Consider the following 23289-nt stretch of genomic DNA (forward strand, 5'->3'; position numbering starts at 1 on the left):
GTGTAACGGTATCAGTCCAATTGAATTTGTGAGGATGGCGACATGAATCAGATTACGGGCAGCGGCTCATCAGAAAAATACCTGATGGCGCTGGATGCGGGAACAGGCAGTATCAGAGCCGTTATTTTTGATCTTCACGGCAATCAGGTGGCGGTCGGACAGGCGGAGTGGCGTCACAATGAGCTGCCGGATGTACCGGGCTCGATGGAATTTGATCTGCCGGTGAACTGGCAGCTGGCGTGTCACTGTATTGCGCTGGCGCTGAAAAATGCCGGTCTGCCTGCTTCGGCGATTGCCGGGGTGGCGGCCTGCTCAATGCGTGAAGGCATTGTACTGTATGACCGCAACGGCGAACCGATCTGGGCATGTGCCAACGTGGATGCGCGCTCAAGCCATGAAGTCAGTGAATTAAAAGAGCTGTACGATAACACTTTTGAATATGATGTTTATCAGTGCTCCGGCCAGACTTTAGCCCTCGGTGCTATGCCGCGTCTGCTGTGGCTGGCACATCACCGGCCTGATATCTACCGTCAGGCGGGCACACTCACTATGATCAGCGACTGGCTGGCCTGCAAACTGACCGGCGAGCTGGCAGTTGATCCTTCCAATGCCGGTACCACCGGGATGCTGGATCTGAAAACCCGTGACTGGCGGCCTGGCCTGCTGGAAATGGCCGGGCTGCGCGCGGATATTCTCTCTCCGGTTAAAGAAACCGGTACCGTGTTGGGCTATATCACAGCGAATGCCGCGAAAGAGTCCGGTCTGGCAGAAGGCACGCCGGTGGTGATGGGCGGCGGGGACGTTCAGCTGGGTTGTCTCGGGCTGGGCGTGGTCAGAGCAGGACAAACTGCGGTGCTCGGCGGCACGTTCTGGCAGCAGGTGGTGAATTTACCGGCACCGGTCACCGATCCGGATATGAATACCCGCATCAACCCACATGTGATCCCGGGGATGGTACAGGCGGAATCCATCAGTTTTTTTACCGGCCTGACGATGCGCTGGTTCCGTGATGCGTTCTGCGCGGAAGAAAAAATTATCGCTGAACGTCTCGGCGTGGACACTTACTCATTACTGGAAGATATGGCGGCCCGTGTGCCTGCTGGCTCTCACGGTATTATGCCGATTTTCTCCGATGTGATGCGCTTTAAATCCTGGTATCACGCTGCGCCTTCCTTTATTAACCTCTCCATTGATGCGGAAAAGAGTAACAAAGCCTCGCTGTTCCGCGCACTGGAGGAGAACGCAGCGATTGTTTCATCCCTCAATCTTGATCTGATTGCAAAATTCAGTGGTGTGAAAGCGGATTCACTGGTGTTCGCCGGTGGTGGTTCGAAAGGCAAACTGTGGAGCCAGATCCTGGCGGATGTTACCGGTGTGCCGGTACGGGTACCAGTTGTCAAAGAAGCCACGGCGCTGGGGTGTGCGATCGCCGCCGGAGCGGGTGTCGGGTTATATGATGATATGGTGACGGCGGGTGAGCGTCTGGTGCAGTGGCAGCATGAGTATCAGCCAAATCCGGCACACCGCGAGGTTTATGACAAAGCCAAACAGAACTGGCAGAAGGTATATGCGGATCAGCTTTCGCTGGTGGATTCTGGCCTGACAACATCGATGTGGAAGGCGCCGGGGCTGAAATAACCGGAGGTATAATCCGGCTCCGGAGAGGGCCGTTAACGGGCAAAAACGAAAAGTCGCTGTGAATACAGTCCCTGTACGCTCAGGCTCGCCATCCATGGCTCGCATGCTTTTCGTTTCCTTTGCCCGTTACCGGCTCAGTACCTGACCGGCAGAGCTTTTTTCAACACTCAGACTGCTGCGATCACTTTGATTTCGACTTTATAATCCGGGTGCATCAGAGCAGCTTCCACGGTGCAGCGAACCGGCGCACTGCCTTTCGCGACCCATGCATCCCAGGCGGTATTCATACCGGCAAAATCGGCTTTGTCTGCCAGGAAAATGGTCGCATCGAGGATTTTGCTTTTATCTGAACCGGCGCGGGCCAGAATTTTATCGATCGCGTGCAGGGCACTGGTGGTCTGGGCAGTAATATCGCCGCTCAGATCTTCCGGAACACTGGTGTAATAAACGGTGTTGTTGTGTACAACCGCTTCAGACCAGCGGTCTTCCGGATCAATTCGCTGAATTGTCATTCTCTCTCCTGTAAATATATCCAGTTTCTTACACGGCAAGGTGGTGCTATTGCTCAACCCTTGGCATAATTAGCGCCTATTTTGTCAGAAGAGAACGCGCGTGTCAGACGATTTTGCAAAAAACGGCCGCTTAGCCCGTGTCATTCCCGGTTTTCAGCCGAGGGAAGCCCAGGTCACTATGTCGGCGGCGATCAGCCGGATAATTGAAACGCAGGGGCAACTGGTGGCGGAAGCCGGAACCGGGACCGGCAAAACGTTTGCCTATCTGGTACCCGCGCTGCGTGCCGGAAAGAAAACTATTATTTCCACCGGCTCCAAAGCGTTGCAGGATCAGCTCTATAACCGCGATCTCCCCACCATTATTCAGGCGCTGGATTATGACGGCAGGGTGGCGCTGCTCAAAGGGCGCTCGAACTATCTTTGTCTGGAGCGGCTGGAGCAGCAGACTCTCGGCGATATCAATATGGAGCCGGAAACGCTCACGCAGATAGTGGCGGCGCGGCGCTGGGCAACAGCGACTGAACTGGGGGATATCACCACCTGTCACGATATTCCGGAAGACAGCCCGGTCTGGCCGTTGATCACCAGTACCAACGATAACTGCCTCGGCAGCGACTGTCCGCAGTATAAAGAATGCTTTGTACTGAAAGCCCGGCGCAAGGCACTGGAAGCGGATGTGGTGGTGGTCAACCATCATCTGTTTATGGCGGATCGCGTGGTGAAAGACACCGGTTTCGGGGAGCTTATCCCTGAGGCGGATGTGATTATTTTTGATGAGGCGCATCAGATCCCGGATATCGCCAGTCAGTATTTCGGTCAGCAGCTCAGCAGCCGTCAGTTATTTGATCTAACCCGCGATATCACATTAGCCTACCGCAGCGAGCTGCGTGACCAGGCGCAGTTACAGAAATGTGCGGATCGCCTGACGATGAGTGTGCAGGATTTCCGGCTGGCACTCGGTGATACCGGTTTTCGCGGTAATCTGCGGGAACTGCTGGCACAGCCGCAGTTTCAGCGGGCGCTCACCTTGCTCGATGATGCTCTGGAACTCTGTTATGACGTGATGAAGCTCTCTCTCGGCCGCTCTGCCATGCTGGATGCGGCGTTTGAACGGGCGACCCTGTACCGCAACCGGCTCAAACGGCTGAAAGATGTTTCCATCCCCGGTTACAGTTACTGGTTTGAAAGCTATGGACGTCATTTCCTGCTGGCACTGACACCGCTGACCGTGGAAGACAAATTCCGCGAAATGATGAGTAATCAGAAAATGGCGTGGGTATTTACATCCGCGACACTGTCGGTGAATGATGATCTGCACCATTTTACCCGCCGCCTCGGGCTGGATAACGCCGAAACCCTGATCCTGCCGAGCCCGTTTAATTATCAGGAACAGACTCTGCTCTGTGTGCCGCGTTTTCTGCCGTCGCCGAATCAGTACGGTGCGGCAAAACAGCTGGCGGAACAACTGCGCCCGCTGATCAACCATAACCGTGGCCGCTGTTTCTTTTTATGCACCTCACACCAGATGATGCGTGATCTCGCCGCTGAATTCCGCCAGTCACTGACACTGCCGGTGCTGGTGCAGGGGGAAACCAGTAAAACACAGCTGCTCCGTGATTTTATCTCCTCCGGTAATGCCTTGCTGGTGGCCACCGCCAGTTTCTGGGAAGGGGTGGATGTGCGCGGTGATGCACTGACCTGTGTCATCATCGACAAACTGCCGTTTACCGCACCGGATGACCCGCTGCTGAAAGCACGCATGGAAGATTGTCAGGTACGCGGTGGCGATCCGTTCCGTGATGTTCAGATCCCGGATGCGGTGATCAGCCTTAAACAGGGGGTCGGGCGGCTTATCCGTGATACGGAGGATTACGGCGTGATTGTGATCTGTGATAACCGGATTGTTATGCGGCCTTATGGGGAAATCTTCCTGAAAAGTCTGCCGCCGTCGCCACGGACCCGTTCACTGACCAAAGCTGCGGAATTTCTGGCAGCACGGCAGTCACAGCGCCGCACAGCGGAATAACACTGAATCAGTTTCGCAATAAAAGTCACTGTTACCGTGATTTTTTTGTTACCATAAACCTTATTTATTTGCCGGAGTTATGGCATGTCCAGCCGAATTTTAGCCTTAGATACAGCAACAGAAGCCTGTTCTGTTGCACTTTACAACAATGGTGAGATCACCGCCGATTTTGCCGTCACCCCCCGCGAACACACACAGCGCATTCTGCCGATGGTGCAGGCGGTGCTGGCACAGCAGAATCTCTCTCTCCGTGATCTTGATGCACTGGCCTTTGGTCAGGGGCCGGGCAGCTTTACCGGCGTGCGGATTGGTGTCGGGATCGCGCAGGGTCTGGCGCTGGGCGCTGAGCTGCCGATGATCGGTGTCTCATCACTGGAAACCATGGCGGAAGGGGTTTTCCGTACTGCCGGGCTCTCCCGTGTGCTGGTTGCCATTGATGCCCGCATGGATGAAGTGTACTGCGCGGCGTATGTCCGTGATGAGCAGGGTATTTTCCGGCAGGAACTGGCGGAAGCAGTGCTGAAACCGGCTGATTTTGTCACCCGCTGTGCCGCACTCACCGGCGAATGGGGACTGGCAGGCACCGGCTGGGCGGCGTATCCGCAGATGCAGGAAACGCTGACCCTCAGCACACAAATGACAGAGATTACGCTGCCGCATGCACAGGATATGCTGCCGCCTGCACTGAATGCACTGCGCCGCGGGGAAACATCTGCCCCTGAATCGGCAGAGCCGGTGTATTTGCGCAACGAAGTGACCTGGAAGAAATTACCGGGCCGGGAATAACGTAAAAAAATAGCCTGTGTCAATTGTTGAACCGGCAATCATCAGCCACAATAAATGAATACTATCCGTCACAGGAGCTCATATCATGATGAATCGCTTACGGGGCAGTCTGAAGTATGGTGTTGTGATTTTATCACTGGCGCTGGCCGGCTGCGCCACAGTACCGGAATCCATTAAGGGCAGCGGCACCACGATGCTGACGGATTTTCAGGCCGTTCAGAAAGCGCCGCAGGCTTACAAAGGGATGGAAGCGCGTTTCGGCGGGCGGGTACTCAGCGTGCAGAATCAGCCGGATATGACACAGCTGGAAATCGCGGTGATGCCGTTGAACAGCACCGGTGCGCCATTCCTCGGTTCAACGATCACCGGCCGGATGTATGCCCGGATCAACAGTTTTATGGAGCCGGATAACTTCCGCGACCAGTATGTCACGGTGGTCGGGCTGATGAACGGTACACAAGCCGGTAAGATAGGCGATGTTCCTTATACTTTCCCGGTGATTGATGTCACTGGTTTCCAGCGCTGGCACCAGGCACGGCAGGTGATTATGCCGCCGCCGGTGTATGGTCCGGATCCGTGGCGCTGGCATAACGGGTACTACGGCGGCGGCTATTATGGCGGCGGCTGGTATTATCCGCCGGGACCGGCAGTGGTGCAGGATTATTTAGTACCTTAATCGCGCGGATTTGCGGGTACGGTAACCTTAAAGTTCAGCATAAATGCGGATTTGAGTGTATAATCCCGCCCGTGACGATAAGCAGGAATGATTATCCTCAGCTTGTTACAGTGAATAGATTAAGAGGCGGCATTTGCCGCCTCGATTGTTATCTGGCTTTATAAAACAAATTAGTGATGTGACTCTCAACCTGAAACAGAAAAATTATCCGAAAACGCCGTTTTATGTAAATACTTTATTTGTGTAAATATTTTGTTAACACCGGCGGGTCATGAGATGAGCAGCAATAATCAGGAGTAAAACCTTGGAAAGAGTCTGGCTTAAACACTATCCGGAAGATGTCCCGGCAGATATCAATCCTGACACCTATGCCTCAATGGCAGAGATGCTGGAGAATGCGGTATCGCGCTTTGCGGACCAGCCCGCCTTTATCAATATGGGCGAGGTGATGACCTACCGGAAACTGGAAGAGCGAAGCCGCGCATTTGCCGCTTACCTGCAAAACGGACTGGGGCTGAAAAAAGGGGATCGCATCGCGCTGATGATGCCGAACTTACTGCAGTATCCGATAGCCTTATTCGGGATCCTGCGGGCAGGGATGGTGGTGGTGAACGTCAACCCCCTCTATACACCAAGAGAGTTAGAACATCAGTTAAATGACAGCGGCTGTGCCGCGATTGTGATTGTTTCCAATTTTGCACACACCCTCGAAAAAATCGTTTATAACACGCCAATCCGCCATGTGATCCTGACCCGTATGGGTGATCAGCTTTCCCGTCCGAAAGCCACGCTGGTGGATTTTGTGGTCAAATATATCAAGCGTCTGGTACCGAAATATAACCTGCCGGATGCTATCTCATTCCGCCGCGCTATCCATCAGGGTTACCGCATGCAGTATGTCAAACCGGAAATTCACCGTGAAGACCTGGCATTTCTGCAATACACCGGCGGTACCACCGGGGTGGCTAAAGGCGCGATGCTGACCCACCGCAATATGCTGGCAAACCTTGAGCAGGCGCGGGCGGCCTATATTCCGGAGCTGAATGTCGGCAAAGAACTGATTGTCACCGCACTGCCGTTGTATCACGTCTTTGCACTGACAGTGAACTGCCTGCTGTTTATTGAAATCGGCGGCCGTAATCTGCTTATCACTAACCCGCGTGATGTCAGCGGAACGATTAAAGAGCTGAGCAAATACCCGTTCACGGCTATTACCGGGGTAAACACCCTGTTTAATGCCTGGATCAACAATCCGGAATTTCACAAACTCGATTTCTCCACCCTGAATCTTTCTGTCGGCGGCGGTATGCCGGTGCAGAAAGCAGTGGCGGAAAACTGGGAAAAACTGACCGGCAAACATCTGCTGGAAGGCTACGGGCTGACAGAATGCTCCCCGCTGGTCGCCGGCAACCCGCATAACCTGAAAAGTTACAGCGGCAGTATCGGATTCCCGGTACCGTCCACTGAGATCCGCCTGCTGGATGATGACGGCACGGATGTACAGGAAGGGCAGCCGGGTGAAATGTGGGTCCGTGGTCCGCAGGTGATGAAAGGGTACTGGAACCGCCCGGATGCCACCGCTGAAGTGCTGAAAGATGGCTGGGTCGCCACCGGGGATATCGCGCAGTTTGATGAGAACGGTTTTTTGCACATTGTTGACCGCAAAAAAGACATGATTCTGGTGTCCGGCTTCAACGTCTATCCGAATGAAGTTGAGGATGCGGTCATGCTGCATCCGGCAGTGCTGGAGTGTGCTGCTATCGGCGTGGAGAGTGAAAGCTCCGGTGAGACTGTGAAGATTTTTGTGGTCCGTAAAGATAAATCACTGACAGAAGATGATTTGCGTCTGCACTGCCGCCGTTATCTGACCGGTTATAAAGTCCCGAAAATCATTGAATTCCGTGATGAATTACCGAAATCCAATGTCGGTAAAATTCTGCGCCGCGAACTGCGCGATGAGGAAAAGCACAAAACGGATGTTCAGCCGGTTGCATGACACCACATCAGGCCGCAGAATAATAACGCCGGTTAAAACCGGCGTTTATCTGTTCTGTTACGACTATTGATTGAAATACTCTGATCTGTTGAATTATTCTGTATCACATCACTTAACCACGTCGTCAAAGACTAAGAGAAGTTGTTTTGAATTATCAGTTGATTACCAGCGATACACACCTTGCCGCCTATTGCGGACAGGTTACCGGCAAACCTTATCTTGCTCTGGACACCGAATTTGTCCGGATACGAACCTATTATCCGCATCTCGGTCTGGTTCAGCTTTATGACGGGGAGCATCTCGCACTGGTCGATCCGCTGGGGATCACTGACTGGACACCGCTGAAAACCTTACTGGCTGCACCGGATATGATCAAATATCTCCATGCCGGAAGTGAGGATATCGAAGTCTTTTTCAACAGCATGGGATGTGTGCCGCAGCCGCTGGTGGATACCCAGGTGCTGGCCGCCTTTACCGGGCATCCGCTCTCCTGCGGGTTTGCCACGCTGGTGGAAACCTACCTCGGTGTTACCCTGGATAAAAGTGAATCCCGCACTGACTGGCTGGCGCGTCCGCTGACAGAAAAACAGTGTGAATATGCAGCGGCGGATGTGTATTACCTGTTGCCGCTGGCGGAAAAACTGACAGAAAAAGTCCGTGCGGCCGGTTACCTGGCTTCTGCGGAAGAAGAGTGTGCCATGATGGCGCAGCGCCGTATTACCCAGACTGACCCGGCGGAAGCTTACCGCGATTTCAGCGGTGCCGCACAACTGCGTCCGCAGCAACTGGCCTGTTTACAGAAACTGGCGCAATGGCGGCTGGAACAGGCGCGTCAGCGTGATATGGCGGTCAATTTTGTGGTACGTGAAGAACATCTGTGGAAAGTGGCGCGTTATATGCCGACCTCGCTGGGCGAGCTGGACGGACTGGGGCTGACCGGCCAGGAAATCCGCTGTCACGGCAGACGCCTGCTGGCGTTAACGGAAGAAAGCCGTGCACTGAATGAGGCTGATTATCCGGCTCCGGTGGAAAATGTGTCCGATCATCCGTTATACCGCAAAACATTTAAGGCGATTAAAGCACGCATTACTGAGCTGAGCGAAGCGGAACAATTCAGTCCGGAGCTGCTGGCATCACGCCGTCAGATTAACCAGTATCTGAATAAAGTGTGGGGATTTAAAACGTCATCCGAAGAGCCGGAACTGCTGAACGGCTGGCGTAAACCATTGCTGGAGACTGTTCTGGCAGAGGTGGTTGCCGGTATTGAGGTCAGTGCTGTCTCCGGGGAATAAACAGCAAAAAACACGGCGGGGTAACCCGCCGTGTTATTATCAGTCACTAAAACTACTCTTTTTTTGCAGTCTCGTCTTTCTTCGTGCCTTCATCGCCTTCAGGCAGCGTGACGTTCAGTTCAAGAACGGATATATCATCGCCTTTCTGCTCAAACTGGACAGACAGCATCTCCGGATCGACCTGAACATACTTGCAGATAACTGCCAGTAAATCGCGTTTCAGATCCGGAAGGTAATTCGGTTCAGATTCACCGCGGCGACGCTCTGCAACAATGATTTGCAAACGTTCTTTTGCAATATTAGCTGTCGGTTTTTTTCTCGACAGGAAGAAGTCTAACAGCGCCATGGTTTACCCCCCGAATAAGCGTTTTAAGAAACCTTTTTTCTCTTCCTCAATGAAACGGAAAGGACGATCTTCACCCAGAATACGGGCGACGGTATCGTCATAAGCTTTACCTGCATCTGATTCCTGATCCAGAATCACCGGCTCACCCTGGTTGGATGAACGCAGAACAGACTGATCTTCCGGAATCACACCGATAAGCGGGATGCACAGGATTTCCAGCACATCTTCCATACTCAGCATATCACCGCGGCTGACACGGCCCGGATTGTAACGGGTAAGCAGCAGATGCTCTTTAATCGGCTCCTGTCCCTGTTCCGCACGGCGGGATTTGGAGGACAGGATCCCGAGAATACGGTCAGAGTCACGGACAGATGAAACTTCAGGGTTGGTGGTAATAATGGCTTCATCAGCAAAATAGAGCGCCATCAGTGCGCCGCTCTCAATCCCTGCCGGGGAGTCACAGATGATGAAATCAAAGTCCATCTCACCTAATTCGTTCAGCACTTTCTCCACGCCTTCGCGGGTCAGTGCATCTTTATCGCGGGTCTGCGAAGCAGGCAGGATAAATAAATTCTCAGTCCGCTTATCTTTGATAAGTGCCTGATTTAGTGTGGCATCGCCCTGAATAACGTTCACGAAGTCATACACGACGCGACGCTCACACCCCATGATTAAGTCAAGGTTACGCAGACCGATATCAAAATCGATCACAACGGTTTTCTTTCCTTTCTGGGCAAGGCCGGTCGCTATGGCCGCGCTGGAAGTGGTTTTGCCTACGCCACCTTTACCTGAAGTAACAACTAAAATGCGTGCCATGGAATTATTCCTTGTTAAAGGTCTATATTAGATTGTTGATAGTGAGTTCATTATTAACCAGACTGAGTTTGGCCGCTTTCCCGGCGAATTCGCCCGGGATTTGATCACTCAGCCAATATTGTCCGGCGATAGAAATCAGTTCCGCATGCAGATGGGTGCAGAAAATCTGGCTTTCCGTATCACCTGCCGCACCGGCTAACACACGTCCGCGCATCAGCCCGTAAATATGAATATTACCATCCGCAATGAGTTCCGCGCCCGCACTGACATTGGCGGTCACGATAAGGTCACTGTTCGGGGCATAAATGCGCTGGCCGGAACGGACAGGCACATTAATCAGCCGGGTCTTCCGGCAGGATGAATCTGCGGCGGATGATACTGCCGGTGTTTCAGGCTCCGGCGCTTCCGGTTCAGCAACACGGGCACTCTTGCCCTCATTGAGCAGCGGAAGCCCGCTTCGGGTTGCGGCCCGGCGCATTTTCTCATCCTGACAGCCGCTGATCCCGACAATCCGCAAACCGGCGTCAGTGACGGCACGGCAGATAATTTTCAGGTTCGCGCCGGATGAAATCTGGCTGACATTAAGCACAACAGGAGCATTTTGGAAAAAGGCCGGCGCCTGGCTGACTTTTTCGCGCACAGCCTGTTCAATAATCTGAGGATCCTCATTATTCAGATGAAGAACCGAAAGTGTGAAGTTACTGCCTTTAAGATCAATTGGCGATGGTGACATCTGTCCGACTCAGTATAATTAGCGGCCCGCTATTCAGCCATATATAAATTGCATTGCAGCGACGCAATGCCGGGTAACGATATTATCAAAAACAATAGCATGTTATAGTTAGTGCCATTTACTGGCAAGTCACGATTTGATTTAAACGGGATAATTCCAATGTTGTGTGCAATTTACAGAAGTCCGAACCGCGATCAAACCTATTTGTTCATCGAAAAGAAAGATGATTTTTCCCGTGTCCCGGAAGAGTTGCTGAAAAGTTTCGGCAAGCCCGTCTTCAGCATGCTGATCAACCTTGCAAACCGCGATAAACTGGCCAATGCGGATATTGAGAAAGTGAAACAGGAACTGACAGATGCCGGTTATTATCTGCAGTTCCCGCCACCGGTGGAAGATCTGTTATCAGAATACCGGGATACACTGAATATTCAGGATAAATCCTAATAATAATCCCCGCGAAATAACCAGAAAGGATATCGCTATGCGCCTGACATTATTAAGCGCCGTGATTATTACGGCATCGCTGACGGCATGCAGTGCATCTCAGACTCCGGTATCACCGGCCAAATTAACGGCTGATGCTCCGGCAGTGCAGCAGCCGGCCGCTGCACGGTTGTCCGTGGCGGATTTACAGCGGGAATTTCCGGCTGACTCACGGACAGCAGAACAATTTCCGGCCTATGCTGAGCAGCTGAAAGTGATGGCGCGTCAGGAGGGTATTAAAGAATCCACACTGACCCGCGCTTTTGAGAATTTTCATTTTATCGAACGTGTTATAACGTCTGATAAAAACCAGCCTGAGAAAAAAGTCACACTGGATGATTACCTGGCCCGCCGTGTGACCAAAGGCGCAGTCAGCGCTGCAGTTAAACAGCATGATGCCAATGCGGCGCTGTTATCCGGTATCAGTCAGCGTTACGGCGTGCCGCAGGAATATATTGTCTCCCTGTGGGGACTGGAAAGCGGTTTCGGTCGTTATCAGGGTAAAGAAGATGTGATTTCCGCCCTGGCAACCCTGGCCTATGAAGGCCGCCGCGAAGAGATGTTTATTAAACAGTTTATCGCAGCACTGCAGATTATCGACCAGGGCCATATCCCGGCGGATCAGCAGCTGAAAGGCTCCTGGGCCGGTGCGATGGGACAGAACCAGTTTATGCCGACCAGCTATCTGACTTATGCCGTGGACGGTGATGGTGACGGCGTGGTGGATATCTGGAATAACAAAGCGGATGTGTTTGCTTCCACGGCGAATTATCTGGCTACTGAAGGCTGGGTAAAAGGGCTGCCGTGGGGATATGAAGTGACTGTTCCTGCAGGCTTTGACCGCAGCATTGAGGGAACAAAGAAAAACCAGAGTAAAACACTGGCGCAGTGGAAGGCCCTGGGTGTAACACTCCCTGCACAGGCAAATCTGCCGGAATCGACCCCTATGTGGTTAGTCGTACCGGAAGATAAGCAGGAGCGGGTGTATCTGGTCACACAGAACTTTATCACCATCATGCACTGGAACCGCTCGTACTTCTTTGCACTCAGCGTTTCGCTGATGGCAGATAATGTCGGTGCGGAAATCCGCTGATGTCAACAGAATAATAAATTAAAGGGGTAAGACTATGTATCAGCATCGTGACTGGCAGGGCGCTCTCCTGGATTTTCCGGTCGGGAAAGTGGTATGTGTGGGGCTGAATTATGCAAAGCATGTTGCGGAGATGAAATCACAGGCATCCGCAGAACCCCTTCTTTTTATTAAACCTGAAACAGCACTGTGCGACCTGCGTCAGCCGGTCGCCATTCCGAAAGAGTTCGGTGAAGTGCATCACGAAACCGAACTGGCGGTTCTGATCGGTGCACCGCTGAAACAGGCCAATGAAGATCGCTGTGCCCGGGCGATTGCCGGTTTTGGTGTCGCGCTGGACTTAACACTGCGCGATGTGCAGATGAAATTAAAGGCGGCAGGGCAGCCGTGGGAAAAAAGTAAGGCATTTGACGGCTCTGCGCCGGTGTCCGGGTTTATTCCGGTCAATGAATTCCCGGATCCGCAGAATGTCACGCTGAGCCTGACCGTTAATAATGAATTGCGCCAGCAGGGAAACACCCGCGAAATGCTGACGCCGGTGATACCGCTGATTAGCTATATGTCCCGCTATTTTACACTGCGTCCGGGGGATATTATCCTGACCGGCACACCGGAAGGTGTCGGACCGCTGGTATCAGGCGATATGCTGAAAATCTCTGTAAATGATCACATGCTGACCACGCGGGTTATCTGAAACGGGTCAGCCACGAAGTAAAAGGAAAAAAGAACATGTCTCAACCATTCTGGACGGTGAAAACCCTCGATGAAATGAGTGACGAAGAGTGGGAATCACTGTGTGATGGCTGCGGGCAATGCTGTTTGCAGAAACTGATGGACGCAGACACCGATGAAATTTATTTCACCGATGTGGCCTGCAACCAGCTGGATATTAAAAGCTGCCAGTGCCGTCATTATGAAGACCGTTTCCGCTATGAGCCGGACTGCATCAAACTGACGCGGGAAAATCTGCCGACATTTGACGCCTGGCTGCCGATGACCTGTGCTTACCGTCTGGTCATGGAAGGCAAGCCGTTATTACCCTGGCACCCGCTAATCAGCGGATCCAAATCCCTGATGCACCAGAAGGGCATTACCGTCCGCCACATAGCCGTCACCGAAAGCGTGGTACAGAACTGGGAAGACCATATCCTGAATAAGCCCGAAGGCGGGTTATAACTGATTGTTTACAACGCGGGACATAGATGGGGCATTTTGCGCTGACGTGCTCCATCTGTTCCGCAATAAATATTTATTATACATTTGAAACATGGCATATTTAAGTTTAGTTTTGATGGATAGGTTATGTGTTGTGAGTGAGCCATAACGAAATGTAATCTCAGTCAGCACCAGAAAACAGAGTAATAAATTTTTCAGTATCCCATTCTTTTATATCGGAGACCTGACCGTCGCCGATTTCTATCAGACGTAATTCACCGGCTGTATTTTCCGTAATATCCACAGAGAAGAAAGGTGTGGTAATGATATCTGCAATTTCCCGGACAACAGGCGGGATATTATCATCAGCAGAGAAAGCCTGACCATTCAGCACAAAATAGCGGCGTTCGCTGTCAGTTTTATAATATTCATAGTGCCTGAGGCTGATACCTCCTTCAATTTGTCCCCGGTAGCGAAAAATCAGCCGGATAATTTCGCGGATCTCATCAGCGTTTGCAGCAAGTGATCCGCGTGATGTGGTCAGTGATTTAACATAGTCTTTAACAAAATACCCCGGCCACTTTAATTGTGAGGTCAGGGTATCGAAATCAGCATCTTCGGTTGTGAAGATTGTTTCTGCTGTATAATGACGGCAAAAATCATACCAGCCGGTAATATGATGATTTTGCAAATATTCCTCAGGGGACACCAGCATATTACCGCCACAGGTCGTAACAGCATGATGTAAGTGCCGGTATTCTTTTCCGGTCAGCATCCACCCGCGCCAGATTACCGGGCTGTCAGCTGAAATATTGCCGGAAAAGCGGTATTTACCGTCAGATACCGCTTCCTGGTCAAGTAACAGACAGGAAACCCCCTGTTGCTGTGCACAGCGATATTCCTCAGCAAAGGTGTCGTCAGGCAGATAGTTGCCGGTGTAGTATCCAGGATAAATAATTTGCATATCATTCCTCTGAATATCAAACCCGGTGACGGGCAGCATTTTTCATCATGGTAACAATTCTTTGCCCCGGAAACAGATAAAAGTGCACCGGAAAAAAATATCCGGTGCATTTTTCACGACATTCCTCACTGCTTATTATTTTGTACTGACAACGGCAATATAGCGCAGGCGATCACGATTCTGCCGGAAATGGCGGAACATCTGTAAAAACTGCGGGCGGTTCTCTTTTTTCAGGGCGTTGCGGATGATTTTCAGTGTGCCGGCAAGTCCCTCATCGTGCAGCATACCTTTTGGTGTCATCAGTGTCATCGCACCCTCCGAGCGGATCACATCACGGAAACCCGCGTCACGGAACAGTGCCAGCCAGTCATCACTCAGCATCGGTTGTGCTTTGACATGAATGGCAGCCTGCATTTCCTGCGTGACACACTCATCCTCACGCCGCTCTGTCAGCGCGATATCGTGGGTCAGCAGACGGCCGCCGGGTTTCAGTACCCGCAGATATTCCTGTAACAGACGGGCTTTGGCTTTGTCCGCATACATGGTCAGCATGGCTTCATTGATCACCACATCAAAATGATTATCCGGGAACGGCAGTTTTGAGGCATCCGCTTCCTGCACGGTGATGAGGTGCGACAACCCGTTAGCGAGGATATTTTTCCTCGCATTGGCAAGTGCCTGTTTATCCATATCAATGCCGGTAATATGACACTGAAAACGCTGGGCGATTTCAATCGCGGTGGTACCCATATTGCAGGCAATTTCCAGCACCCGGCTGTCAGTCTGTAACCCGCTGTGTGTCAGCAGCCATTCTGTGGCGGTGCGGCCACCCGGGCGCAGGCGTTTTTTACCCAGACGCGCCAGAAATTTGTGTCCGGCTTCATGACCAGTATGTGTGCTTTCCATTATTCAGTCCTGTTTGTTTTCCGGTTCACGTAACATCACCAGCAGCATTTTTGCCCGCTCCGGTGCGTCCACAGCATGAGGAATATTGGCCGGCATACGGACAATATCCCCGGGTTTTGCCGTTACCGGTTTTCCGGCGATAGTCAGGATCAGTGAACCTTCGGCAATCATCACAATGGCATCAAACGGAGCGCTGTGTTCAGAGAGCGCCTGGCCTTTATCAAAGGCAAACAGAGTGATATTGCCGCCGCCGTTTTTGGCGAGAACACGGCTGGAAATACCCTGTTCGGTGTAGCTGACCAGGTCGGCAATCACTAATGTTTCTGCCGGGGTAATCGTGTTATTGCTCATAATAAATATCCTTATGGTTAATCAGGTAATAAATGGGTTCAGCGGAACAACGGGATCACACCGCAGGTCTGCCGGTGCGGGTGGTTAACCGGCACGACAGAAACCGGAAGCTGATACAGTTTTCCCAGGTTCTCTTCAGTCAGCAGTGCGGGTGTCTGACCAAACTGCGCCTGTGTGCCGTCAAACAGTAACAGTGAGTGATCCGCAATATGCAGGGCATGCTGCGGATAATGGCTGGTAAACAGGATGGTTTTGCCGCGTTCGGCGGCCAGCATTTTCAGAACGGAAAGAACCGTGTCCTGATTTGCCAGATCCAGCGCGGAAGTGGGTTCATCCAGGATCAGAATGTCCGGTTCACCGGCCAGTGCGCGGGCAATCATCACCATCTGTTTTTCACCGCCGCTGAGCAGGTTAAATGAAGTGTCCGCAAACCGGGTTAATCCGAGGTCAGCCATTGCCTGGTCGGTGATGTCATGATCACGGCGGGACGGGGATGCATACCAGGGAAGATGGCGAACCCTGCCGAGGCTGACCATGGTGCGGACAGAGTAATTAAACAGCGCACCGCTGAGTTGCGGCACATAGGCTGCCGGTGCACTGAGCTGCACAGTGCCGGTTGCCCCTTTTTGCAGGCCGAGCAGCAGGCGCAGCAGCGTGGTTTTTCCGCGTCCGTTCGGGCCGAGAATAGCGGCGATAGTGCCCGGCGGCTGGCGGAATGTCAGTCCGCCAAATAACGGACGTTTGCCGGTGTGGTAACTGAGCTGATTAACACGGATCACAGGTCTGCCACCTTTTTATTCATGGAGTGAATGAGCAGGGCGAAAATCGGTGCCCCGATCAGTGCGGTGATGACACTCAGCGGGATCTCCGCACTGGTCATACTGCGCGCCAGGGTATCGACGGCGATCAGATAAATCGCACCGGTCAGGGCACTGGCGGGCAGAAGGACGCGGTGGTCATGTCCGCTGATCAGTCTCGCGATATGCGGAATAATCAGCCCGACCCAGCCGATGGTGCCGGAAACGGCTACGGTGGCGCTGGTGATCAGCGTGACGCAGACCAGGATAGTCCAGCGGGTTGCGGTGACGGGCAGCCCCAGTGCCTGTGCGTTTTCCCCGCCGAGGGACAGCACATTGATGCGGAAGCGGAGGGCAAAAATAATCCCGCCTGCAATGATAACAACCGGCAGTAACACGCTCACTTTCAGGTAGGTTGCAGTGGCAAAACTGCCCATCAGCCAGAACACGATGGTTTGCAGGGTATTATTCGGATCCGCAAAATAGGTGATCAGCGAAATCAGGGCGGCAAAAAAAGCGTTAATAATCACTCCCGCAAGGATCAGCATCAGAAGACTGCTGCCGTGCCGGTTAAGCCCCAGTAAAAAGACCAGCACAATGGCCAGCAGACCGCCGAGAAAGGCAAAACTGATAGTGATAAATAAAGAGGAGAAAAGCAGCAGGGCCAGTGCGCCGCCCAGCGCTGCGCCGGATGAAACACCGATAATCTGCGGCCCTACCAGCGGGTTGCGGAAGATGCCCTGTAATGCGGCACCGGCAACCGCCAGCCCGGCACCGGCCAGCCCGGCGATCAGAATGCGCGGCAGACGGACATATAACACCACATTTTCAGCGGTGCGGCTGTATTCTGCAGACGGGCTGCGTCCGGTCAGGGTATCCGCCAGAATTTGCAGAACCGTTGTCACAGAGACCGCATAGCGCCCGGCACACAGCGCGAGCACGATGGTCAGTAATAGCAGGGCGGATAACAGGCACCATTGCAGACGGGATTTTCGCATCACGGCCGCCCCATCAGTGTCAGATAATCACGGCCTTCCCGGTTCAGATCGAGTTGTAAAATACGGTCTGTTTCTTCATCGGTTAGAGAATAGCCGTACAGTTGCAGATAGCGTTTGCGGATCTCTTCCCGCAGCGGAAATGCCGCACTTTCCGGATGAAAAATCTGAGCCAGCCACTGCCAGTAAAGCGGCGTTTCCTGATTTGGCGCATCCCAGATAAAGCCGCCGATCGGCAGTTTATAGACCCGTTTATTCTTTACCGCGGTCACATCACTGAGCATCGGATTGTTATAAATATCAGCGGGTGCCAGTCCGGCCTCAAAATTGCCCAGCAGGATAATGTCCGGATCCCACACCAGAATCTGCTCGATATTCAGGGTGCGCGGCCCGGTCAGGTCACGGTTGAGGCTGACACCCCCGGCGAGTGCAAAATCCGCATTGTTATGAGACGTGGATCCGAAAGTCTGGATACTCTGTTTAAAATGAGAGAGATAGAGCACACGCGGTTGTTTGTCTTCCGGAATCGCAGCAACACTGTTTTCCAGCTGGTTGATCACCTGTTTGCGCCAGGCAATCAGCCCGTCCGTTTTGGTTTCTTTGCCGAGGGTTTTCCCCATCAGGGTCAGCCACTCCTGTGTATAGGCTTCTTTGCCGTAATCCAGCGTGGCAACGGTCAGACCGGCATTGCGCATCGGCGTGATAATGTCATCGCCCCGGTGTCCCCATTGCCAGACCAGATCCGGGTTAACCGAGAGCAGGGCTTCAATATTCGGTGCGAAATCATTCCCCACCACATCACTGCGTACAGAGAGCACATCCGGAAACATCACACTGAGCATGCCGTCGCGGGCAGCGACACCGGCAAAGGGATGCATCCCGGCGAGCCGTTTGCTGCTCTCATCAACACTGACCAGCATGGAGGCGGCAGGAATCGGGATCACCACAATCCGCTGTGCCGGAGCGGCGAGTTCAATATTCTGCTGTGACATATCGGTAAAATGCACGGGACCTTTTGCGGCATAAGCTGCTGTTGTGCAGGTAAAAAACAGTACCGGCAATAATGTAAATCTATTACTAATCATAAGGTTATTCGCCTTTTATTTTATGATTAAATTGATAATGCGATTGGTTATCATTTATAATTGCATTTATTCTGGCCGCACTGAGAGGAAAACCCTATGACATTTGTCAAAAAGACCCTTGCCCCCGCACAGCAAATGGCGATCCTCCGGTCGTGCCCGTTATTTCAGGCGGCAGAGGATGATGATCTGACGCTGGTACTGGCAGACAGCACACATCGTCAGTTTGCGGCGGGGGAATTGATTAGTCGTGAAGGGGAGACAGTAAAAGCCTGTCCGCTGATGATCAGCGGGCAGATTGATGTTTTCCGTCACACCTGGTCGGGTGAAGAGAAAGTATTCGGTATGTTTACCGCCGGTGAGCTGGTGGCGATTGCTGCTGTCTTTATGCCGCACAATCGCTTCCCGATGAGTCTGCGGGCGAGAACAGACAGCTGCGCGCTGATGCTGGATAAACAGGCGATTTTACGGCTGTGTCATGCCTGTCCGGCAATTATGGCGCAGTTACTGGCACGGTTCAGCCTGAAGCTGTATGAGAATATCAACCATATCGACTGGCTGACCTCCAGCTCCGCAGAGCAGCGGCTGGCAGCTTATCTGCTGGATCTGAAACGGTGCCAGCAATCGGATTGTGTGGTGCTGCCGTTATCGCGCGGGCAGTTAGCCGCAAAACTGGGTGTTCGTTATGAAACTCTCAGCCGCCTGTTTTCCGGCTGGCGGCAGAAAGCGTTTATCGGAATTGATAAAGACGCGGTGCGGATCACCAATGAATCCTATCTGGCGGAACTGGCTATCCCGGCGCAGCGCCCGTTCTGAATAAATAAAAAAATCCCCGCCGGGCGGGGATTTCTTATATCAGTAAGATCAGAAATTATAGGTGATACCGCCGTTGACACTGAATCCCATCCCCGGGAACAGAGTGCTGTCTTTGTCGGTGACTGAGCGGTTCGCTACAGAGGTGGTCGCATAGTGTTCGTTGGTCAGGTTATCCATTGACATATAGAGCGACCAGTTATCCGCAGGCTGATAAGTGCCTCTCAGCCCGAGCACCGCATAGTGTTTGCGCTTCTGAATATTGAGATGGTTTTCGTGATCGACGGCCATGTCGGTCGGTGCCCAGTGAATATTCGGGCCGAAACGCCAGTCGCCGATCCGGTACAGCACTTCCGCCGAGACAATATTACGCGGGATCCCGGCGATATAATTGCCGTTATATTCACCGCCCATAAAACGGAAATCATTCCACGTCCAGGCCAGCTTATATTCCACATCTCCGGGACCCGCCGGGATCACGCCGTTAATTCCTGCTTCCAGCCCCTGATGACGGGTTTTGGCGGCATAATTAAAGACGCCGGTGATATTTCCCTCTGAATCATAAGTTGTGATGTATTCATCTTTGATAAAGCTGCGGTAGAGCGCCACATTCCATTTCAGCTGTTCGGTAATATCACCGTCACCGCCGATTTCAAACGTCACGCCTTTCTGCGGATCCAGTTTTATCAGGCGGCCGTCAGAGGAATTAATGATTTCATGGAAGGTTGCGGGCTCCTGACTGGCACTGACGTTGGCAAACCAGCGTTGGTTATCCGCCGGACGCCAGATCACCCCGGCTTTGGGGGTCCAGAAGGACCAGCTCTGATCCAGTGAAACGGAACTGTTGCGCTTTTCCGTATCCCGCCGTGCATGGGTGGCTTTGAGATCCAGATTCAGGGTCAGATCCGGTGTCAGATGAATACCGGCACCGGCAGAGGCATAAATATTGTCTGCTTTGCCGTCAAACTTACCAATCGGTGTTTTGTCCATTTTTGTGCCGCGCCGGTTCTGCATCAGATCGGTTTCCAGGCTCATATGATCAGCCGCCAGTGCTGCCCGCCAGGAGACCGGCTCGGTTTCCATCTGCCAGCCCAGCTGCATACCTTCACTGTGGCTCTGACTGAAACGGTAATAGGCCGGGGTGGTGAAATTATCGTGGGTACGGATATACCAGACACCGGCACTGATGCGCTGATTATCGATCTGCCAGTCCGAACGGTTGGCGGCACGGAACTGCTCCACATTGCGGTGCGGATCCCGCAGCCAGACCATCGGGTAAACCTCTGTCGGATCACTGTCGAGCACGGCTTCAGAGACCGGCCCGGCGACATCAAAGCGCAGATCGGTCCAGTTGAGGGAAGTGCGGTTTTCAAAATTATCACCGGTATAGCCAAAGTTACCGCGCACGGTTTTGCGCTGTGATGAGGAGTGTTTGCGGTAGCCGTCGAAATGGTCATATGTGAAATTGATGCGTCCGTCGAAACGACCGTCATCCGATACGCCGCCGAAGGCGGTCTGCAAACCTTCACGGCCGTAAGAACCGTATTCATAGCGCAGGCGTCCGCCTTCGTCACGGCCGGTATAGGAAATCAGATCCAGCTCGCCGCCCAGGCTGTTACTCTGCGGATTCAGGCTGTTGGCGCCGCGCCGGACACTGATCATCCGTGCATCCCGCATTTCCAGGGTGCTGATATGGAAACTGCCGTCCGCATCGGTGACCGGCAGCCCGTCCTGCATCAGCAGAATACCGCGTGCCAGCGGGGCACTTTGCACACCGGAGCCGCGGATATTCAGCCGTGGCTGATCAATACCGCCGAAGAAATTCTGCACCAGCACGCCGGGCTGATAATCCAGTGCATCATGCAGCGTCGCCAGCCGGGTATCTTTTTCAACCATAATCAGGTTGGTGCCGCCCGCGACATTCTCCAGTTTTTCTTTTTCCTGCGCGGCATCCGGCGCGAGACGACTTTGCTTTGCGGCGGTGACAATAAGGGTGTCCGGTGCGGGTTCCGCTGCCGCAGCGGAGACACCGGCAGTAAGTGAGAGCGCGAGGCAGTGTGTCAGCCTGCGGCGGGTGATTTTGTTCTGCATTATCCCTGACCTCATAAATATAATGGTTATCATTTTCATTTGAGGTCATAACATAGTGCAGAAAATGCGGCTTACCCTATGACATTTGTCAAAAAGTCCCGTCCGGGGATTATTTCAGCCCCAGACGTTTTGCCAGACGGTGCAGATTTCCGGCATCAATGCCGAGACGACGGGCCGCAGCGGCCCAGCTGCCGTCACTGCGGGTAAGTGCAGTGCGGATAAGCTCTGCCTGAAAGGTATCGGTGGCCGTGCGCAGATCCTGATCGGCCTCTGCAGAGAGTGTTTCTGGGCTGACAACCGGTTCAGGGATTTCTTCCGGCGAGAAGTGATGAGGCTGTAACAGCAGCTCTTCACTGTTGCCGGTGGCACGCGCCAGCACAATGGCGCGGTGCACGGCATGTTCAAGCTCCCGCACATTACCCGGCCAGTGATAGTGCAGCAGCGCCAGGCGTAACGCGGGACTTATCACCACCTGCGGCAAACCAAACGTCTGACGGTAGCGTTCGCAGAAATAGCCGGTCAGCAGCAGGATGTCTTCATGGCGTTCCCGCAGCGGCGGCACCTGTAACGGGAAAATGCTGAGCCGGTGGAACAGGTCAGCCCGGAAACGGCCTGCGGCAACTTCAGCCCGCAGATCCCGGTTGGTGGCAGCCAGCACGCGGACATTCACCCGCAGCGGCCTGTCATCACCGATCCGCTGGATATCGCCATACTGTAAGACCCGCAGCAGCTTGGCCTGTAACGCCGGTGACAGCTCACCGATCTCATCCAGAAACAGCGTACCGTTATCCGCCATTTCAAATTTCCCGCTGCGGTTGCTGATAGCACCGGTAAATGCGCCTTTGACATGCCCGAATAATTCACTTTCCGCAACGGTTTCCGGCAGCGCCGCGCAGTTAAGATACACCAGCGGGTGATCACGGCGGGCGGATAATTCGTGAATGGACTGCACCACCAGCTCTTTACCGGTACCGGTTTCGCCGCTGACCAGCACATTCATATCCGCACCGGCCACAATGGCTATCTCCTTCTTTAACTGCATCATGCAGGGTGAAAGGCCGATAATATCGGTTTGTCCGCCGGATTGCCCTGCCGCCAGCCCGGCGGAGGCGCTGAATACCAGTTGCTGATTCTCGAGCTGGCCGATAAGCAGGGCGTTATTAAGTGCTCCGGCGGCCAGAGCAGCAATCAGGCGTAATTCTTCATCACTGAATGTATCAAACTGGTCCGGTGCAAGGCTGTCGAGTGTCAGCGCGCCGATAAGGTTTTGCCCGGCAAACAGCGGCAGACCGGCGCAGGCGTGCACTTTCAGATGGATATGATCAGGGATCAGACCATCATAAGGGTCAGGCAACTGACTGTCTGCGGGAAAACGGACGACATCCCCGGCACGGGCGATGGCTTCCAGTCTGGGATGCGCATCCAGCCGGAAGCGGCGGCCGAGAACATCCGGCGACAGCCCGTCAATCGCCAGCGGAATAAACTGATGTGATTCATAACGCAGCAGCGCGGCTGCATCACAATTAAGTACCCGGCGCAGCGTGGAGACCAGACGCTGAAAGCGATCCTGATGACCGATATCCCGCTGTAAGGCAATAGCAATGCCGGTAAGTACATCAACTGAAAATCCCATGCGATCCTCCGCTGTCATTATGACAGTACAATGTCATAATGACAGTTAATTGCATAGTCATTTTGACACTTATTTTTTGTCCTGAAATTTAAAATCTTTATAAAACAA

General features: G+C 53.1%; 23 protein-coding genes. 11 read left to right on the forward strand and 12 right to left on the reverse strand.

From position 1 onward, the window contains the following. The first annotated feature begins 42 nt into the window (after positions 1 to 42). Positions 43 to 1638, forward strand: a complete 1596-nt coding sequence (gene lsrK, locus HMPREF3119_RS04830) for an autoinducer-2 kinase (RefSeq protein WP_004237500.1) — start codon at positions 43 to 45, stop codon at positions 1636 to 1638. A 167-nt stretch (positions 1639 to 1805) separates the two neighbouring features. Here the strand turns inward: lsrK and HMPREF3119_RS04835 are convergent, their stop codons facing one another. Continuing rightward, complete coding sequence (locus HMPREF3119_RS04835; RefSeq protein ID WP_004237501.1) at positions 1806 to 2150, reverse strand: RidA family protein; 345 nt, start codon at positions 2148 to 2150, stop codon at positions 1806 to 1808. Positions 2151 to 2250: 100 nt separating this feature from the next. Between HMPREF3119_RS04835 and HMPREF3119_RS04840 the strand changes: the two genes are divergently transcribed. From HMPREF3119_RS04840 to rnd, 5 genes are all read left to right on the forward strand, one after another. Continuing rightward, the gene (locus HMPREF3119_RS04840; protein ID WP_015422697.1) at positions 2251 to 4176 is read left to right on the forward strand and encodes a DNA repair helicase YoaA; all 1926 of its coding nucleotides are present in this window, start codon (positions 2251 to 2253) and stop codon (positions 4174 to 4176) included. Between the two features lie 84 nt (positions 4177 to 4260). Further along, a complete protein-coding gene (tsaB, locus tag HMPREF3119_RS04845) occupies positions 4261 to 4962 on the forward strand; it encodes a tRNA (adenosine(37)-N6)-threonylcarbamoyltransferase complex dimerization subunit type 1 TsaB (protein ID WP_036417553.1) in 702 nt (233 codons plus the stop codon). Between the two features lie 85 nt (positions 4963 to 5047). Beyond that, positions 5048 to 5638 carry a Slp family lipoprotein gene (locus HMPREF3119_RS04850; protein ID WP_004237505.1) on the forward strand — a complete coding sequence of 197 codons (591 nt, stop codon included), beginning with the start codon at positions 5048 to 5050 and terminating at the stop codon, positions 5636 to 5638. 304 nt (positions 5639 to 5942) lie between these two features. Further along, positions 5943 to 7634 carry a long-chain-fatty-acid--CoA ligase FadD gene (gene fadD, locus HMPREF3119_RS04855; RefSeq protein ID WP_036414727.1) on the forward strand — a complete coding sequence of 564 codons (1692 nt, stop codon included), beginning with the start codon at positions 5943 to 5945 and terminating at the stop codon, positions 7632 to 7634. A gap of 146 nt (positions 7635 to 7780) precedes the next feature. Next, positions 7781 to 8926, forward strand: a complete 1146-nt coding sequence (gene rnd, locus HMPREF3119_RS04860) for a ribonuclease D (protein ID WP_062771685.1) — start codon at positions 7781 to 7783, stop codon at positions 8924 to 8926. A 52-nt stretch (positions 8927 to 8978) separates the two neighbouring features. Here rnd and minE read toward each other — a convergent pair whose 3' ends face one another. Genes minE through minC form a run of 3 tightly spaced genes read right to left on the reverse strand, consistent with a single transcriptional unit; the run spans position 8979 to position 10821 of the window. Then, positions 8979 to 9272 carry a cell division topological specificity factor MinE gene (minE, locus tag HMPREF3119_RS04865; protein ID WP_004237509.1) on the reverse strand — a complete coding sequence of 98 codons (294 nt, stop codon included), beginning with the start codon at positions 9270 to 9272 and terminating at the stop codon, positions 8979 to 8981. 3 nt (positions 9273 to 9275) lie between these two features. Then, a complete protein-coding gene (gene minD, locus HMPREF3119_RS04870) occupies positions 9276 to 10088 on the reverse strand; it encodes a septum site-determining protein MinD (protein WP_004237510.1) in 813 nt (270 codons plus the stop codon). A 22-nt stretch (positions 10089 to 10110) separates the two neighbouring features. Continuing rightward, positions 10111 to 10821, reverse strand: a complete 711-nt coding sequence (minC, locus tag HMPREF3119_RS04875; RefSeq protein ID WP_036417551.1) for a septum site-determining protein MinC — start codon at positions 10819 to 10821, stop codon at positions 10111 to 10113. A 159-nt stretch (positions 10822 to 10980) separates the two neighbouring features. Between minC and HMPREF3119_RS04880 the strand changes: the two genes are divergently transcribed. The 4 genes from HMPREF3119_RS04880 to HMPREF3119_RS04895 are packed head-to-tail and all read left to right on the forward strand — an operon-like array spanning position 10981 to position 13570. Next, a complete protein-coding gene (locus HMPREF3119_RS04880) occupies positions 10981 to 11265 on the forward strand; it encodes a YcgL domain-containing protein (protein ID WP_015422698.1) in 285 nt (94 codons plus the stop codon). A 37-nt stretch (positions 11266 to 11302) separates the two neighbouring features. Continuing rightward, positions 11303 to 12397: a lytic murein transglycosylase gene (locus tag HMPREF3119_RS04885; protein ID WP_024472999.1), complete on the forward strand. Its 1095-nt coding sequence runs from the start codon at positions 11303 to 11305 to the stop codon at positions 12395 to 12397. Between the two features lie 34 nt (positions 12398 to 12431). Next, positions 12432 to 13088: a fumarylacetoacetate hydrolase family protein gene (locus tag HMPREF3119_RS04890; RefSeq protein ID WP_070578685.1), complete on the forward strand. Its 657-nt coding sequence runs from the start codon at positions 12432 to 12434 to the stop codon at positions 13086 to 13088. A gap of 35 nt (positions 13089 to 13123) precedes the next feature. Then, complete coding sequence (locus tag HMPREF3119_RS04895) at positions 13124 to 13570, forward strand: YcgN family cysteine cluster protein (protein WP_004239412.1); 447 nt, start codon at positions 13124 to 13126, stop codon at positions 13568 to 13570. Between the two features lie 160 nt (positions 13571 to 13730). On the opposite strand, the gene HMPREF3119_RS04900 is transcribed toward HMPREF3119_RS04895, so the two are convergent. The 6 genes from HMPREF3119_RS04900 to HMPREF3119_RS04925 form a co-directional block, all read right to left on the reverse strand. Beyond that, the gene (locus tag HMPREF3119_RS04900) at positions 13731 to 14513 is read right to left on the reverse strand and encodes an ATP-grasp domain-containing protein (protein ID WP_015422699.1); all 783 of its coding nucleotides are present in this window, start codon (positions 14511 to 14513) and stop codon (positions 13731 to 13733) included. Between the two features lie 135 nt (positions 14514 to 14648). Beyond that, positions 14649 to 15419 carry a class I SAM-dependent methyltransferase gene (locus HMPREF3119_RS04905; protein ID WP_004239408.1) on the reverse strand — a complete coding sequence of 257 codons (771 nt, stop codon included), beginning with the start codon at positions 15417 to 15419 and terminating at the stop codon, positions 14649 to 14651. A 3-nt stretch (positions 15420 to 15422) separates the two neighbouring features. Then, a complete protein-coding gene (locus HMPREF3119_RS04910) occupies positions 15423 to 15770 on the reverse strand; it encodes a cupin domain-containing protein (protein ID WP_004239406.1) in 348 nt (115 codons plus the stop codon). Between the two features lie 38 nt (positions 15771 to 15808). Next, the gene (locus tag HMPREF3119_RS04915) at positions 15809 to 16549 is read right to left on the reverse strand and encodes an ABC transporter ATP-binding protein (protein WP_070578687.1); all 741 of its coding nucleotides are present in this window, start codon (positions 16547 to 16549) and stop codon (positions 15809 to 15811) included. Beyond that, positions 16546 to 17565 carry a FecCD family ABC transporter permease gene (locus tag HMPREF3119_RS04920; protein ID WP_049241796.1) on the reverse strand — a complete coding sequence of 340 codons (1020 nt, stop codon included), beginning with the start codon at positions 17563 to 17565 and terminating at the stop codon, positions 16546 to 16548. The genes HMPREF3119_RS04915 and HMPREF3119_RS04920 overlap by 4 nt, the downstream gene beginning before the upstream one ends. Continuing rightward, complete coding sequence (locus HMPREF3119_RS04925) at positions 17565 to 18647, reverse strand: ABC transporter substrate-binding protein (protein ID WP_070578690.1); 1083 nt, start codon at positions 18645 to 18647, stop codon at positions 17565 to 17567. Before HMPREF3119_RS04925 ends, HMPREF3119_RS04920 begins: the two co-directional genes overlap by 1 nt. 96 nt (positions 18648 to 18743) lie before the next feature. Between HMPREF3119_RS04925 and HMPREF3119_RS04930 the strand changes: the two genes are divergently transcribed. Next, positions 18744 to 19460 carry a Crp/Fnr family transcriptional regulator gene (locus HMPREF3119_RS04930; RefSeq protein ID WP_004237524.1) on the forward strand — a complete coding sequence of 239 codons (717 nt, stop codon included), beginning with the start codon at positions 18744 to 18746 and terminating at the stop codon, positions 19458 to 19460. Between the two features lie 48 nt (positions 19461 to 19508). On the opposite strand, the gene HMPREF3119_RS04935 is transcribed toward HMPREF3119_RS04930, so the two are convergent. Both HMPREF3119_RS04935 and norR read right to left on the reverse strand, forming a co-directional pair. After that, complete coding sequence (locus tag HMPREF3119_RS04935) at positions 19509 to 21548, reverse strand: TonB-dependent receptor family protein (RefSeq protein WP_070578693.1); 2040 nt, start codon at positions 21546 to 21548, stop codon at positions 19509 to 19511. A 109-nt stretch (positions 21549 to 21657) separates the two neighbouring features. Continuing rightward, entirely contained in the window at positions 21658 to 23181 is a 1524-nt protein-coding gene (norR, locus tag HMPREF3119_RS04940) for a nitric oxide reductase transcriptional regulator NorR (protein WP_064483127.1), read from the reverse strand. Positions 23182 to 23289 lie beyond the last annotated feature (108 nt).

Origin of the sequence: Morganella sp. HMSC11D09 (assembly GCF_001807955.1) — a bacterium.
Lineage (GTDB): Bacteria > Pseudomonadota > Gammaproteobacteria > Enterobacterales > Enterobacteriaceae > Morganella > Morganella morganii.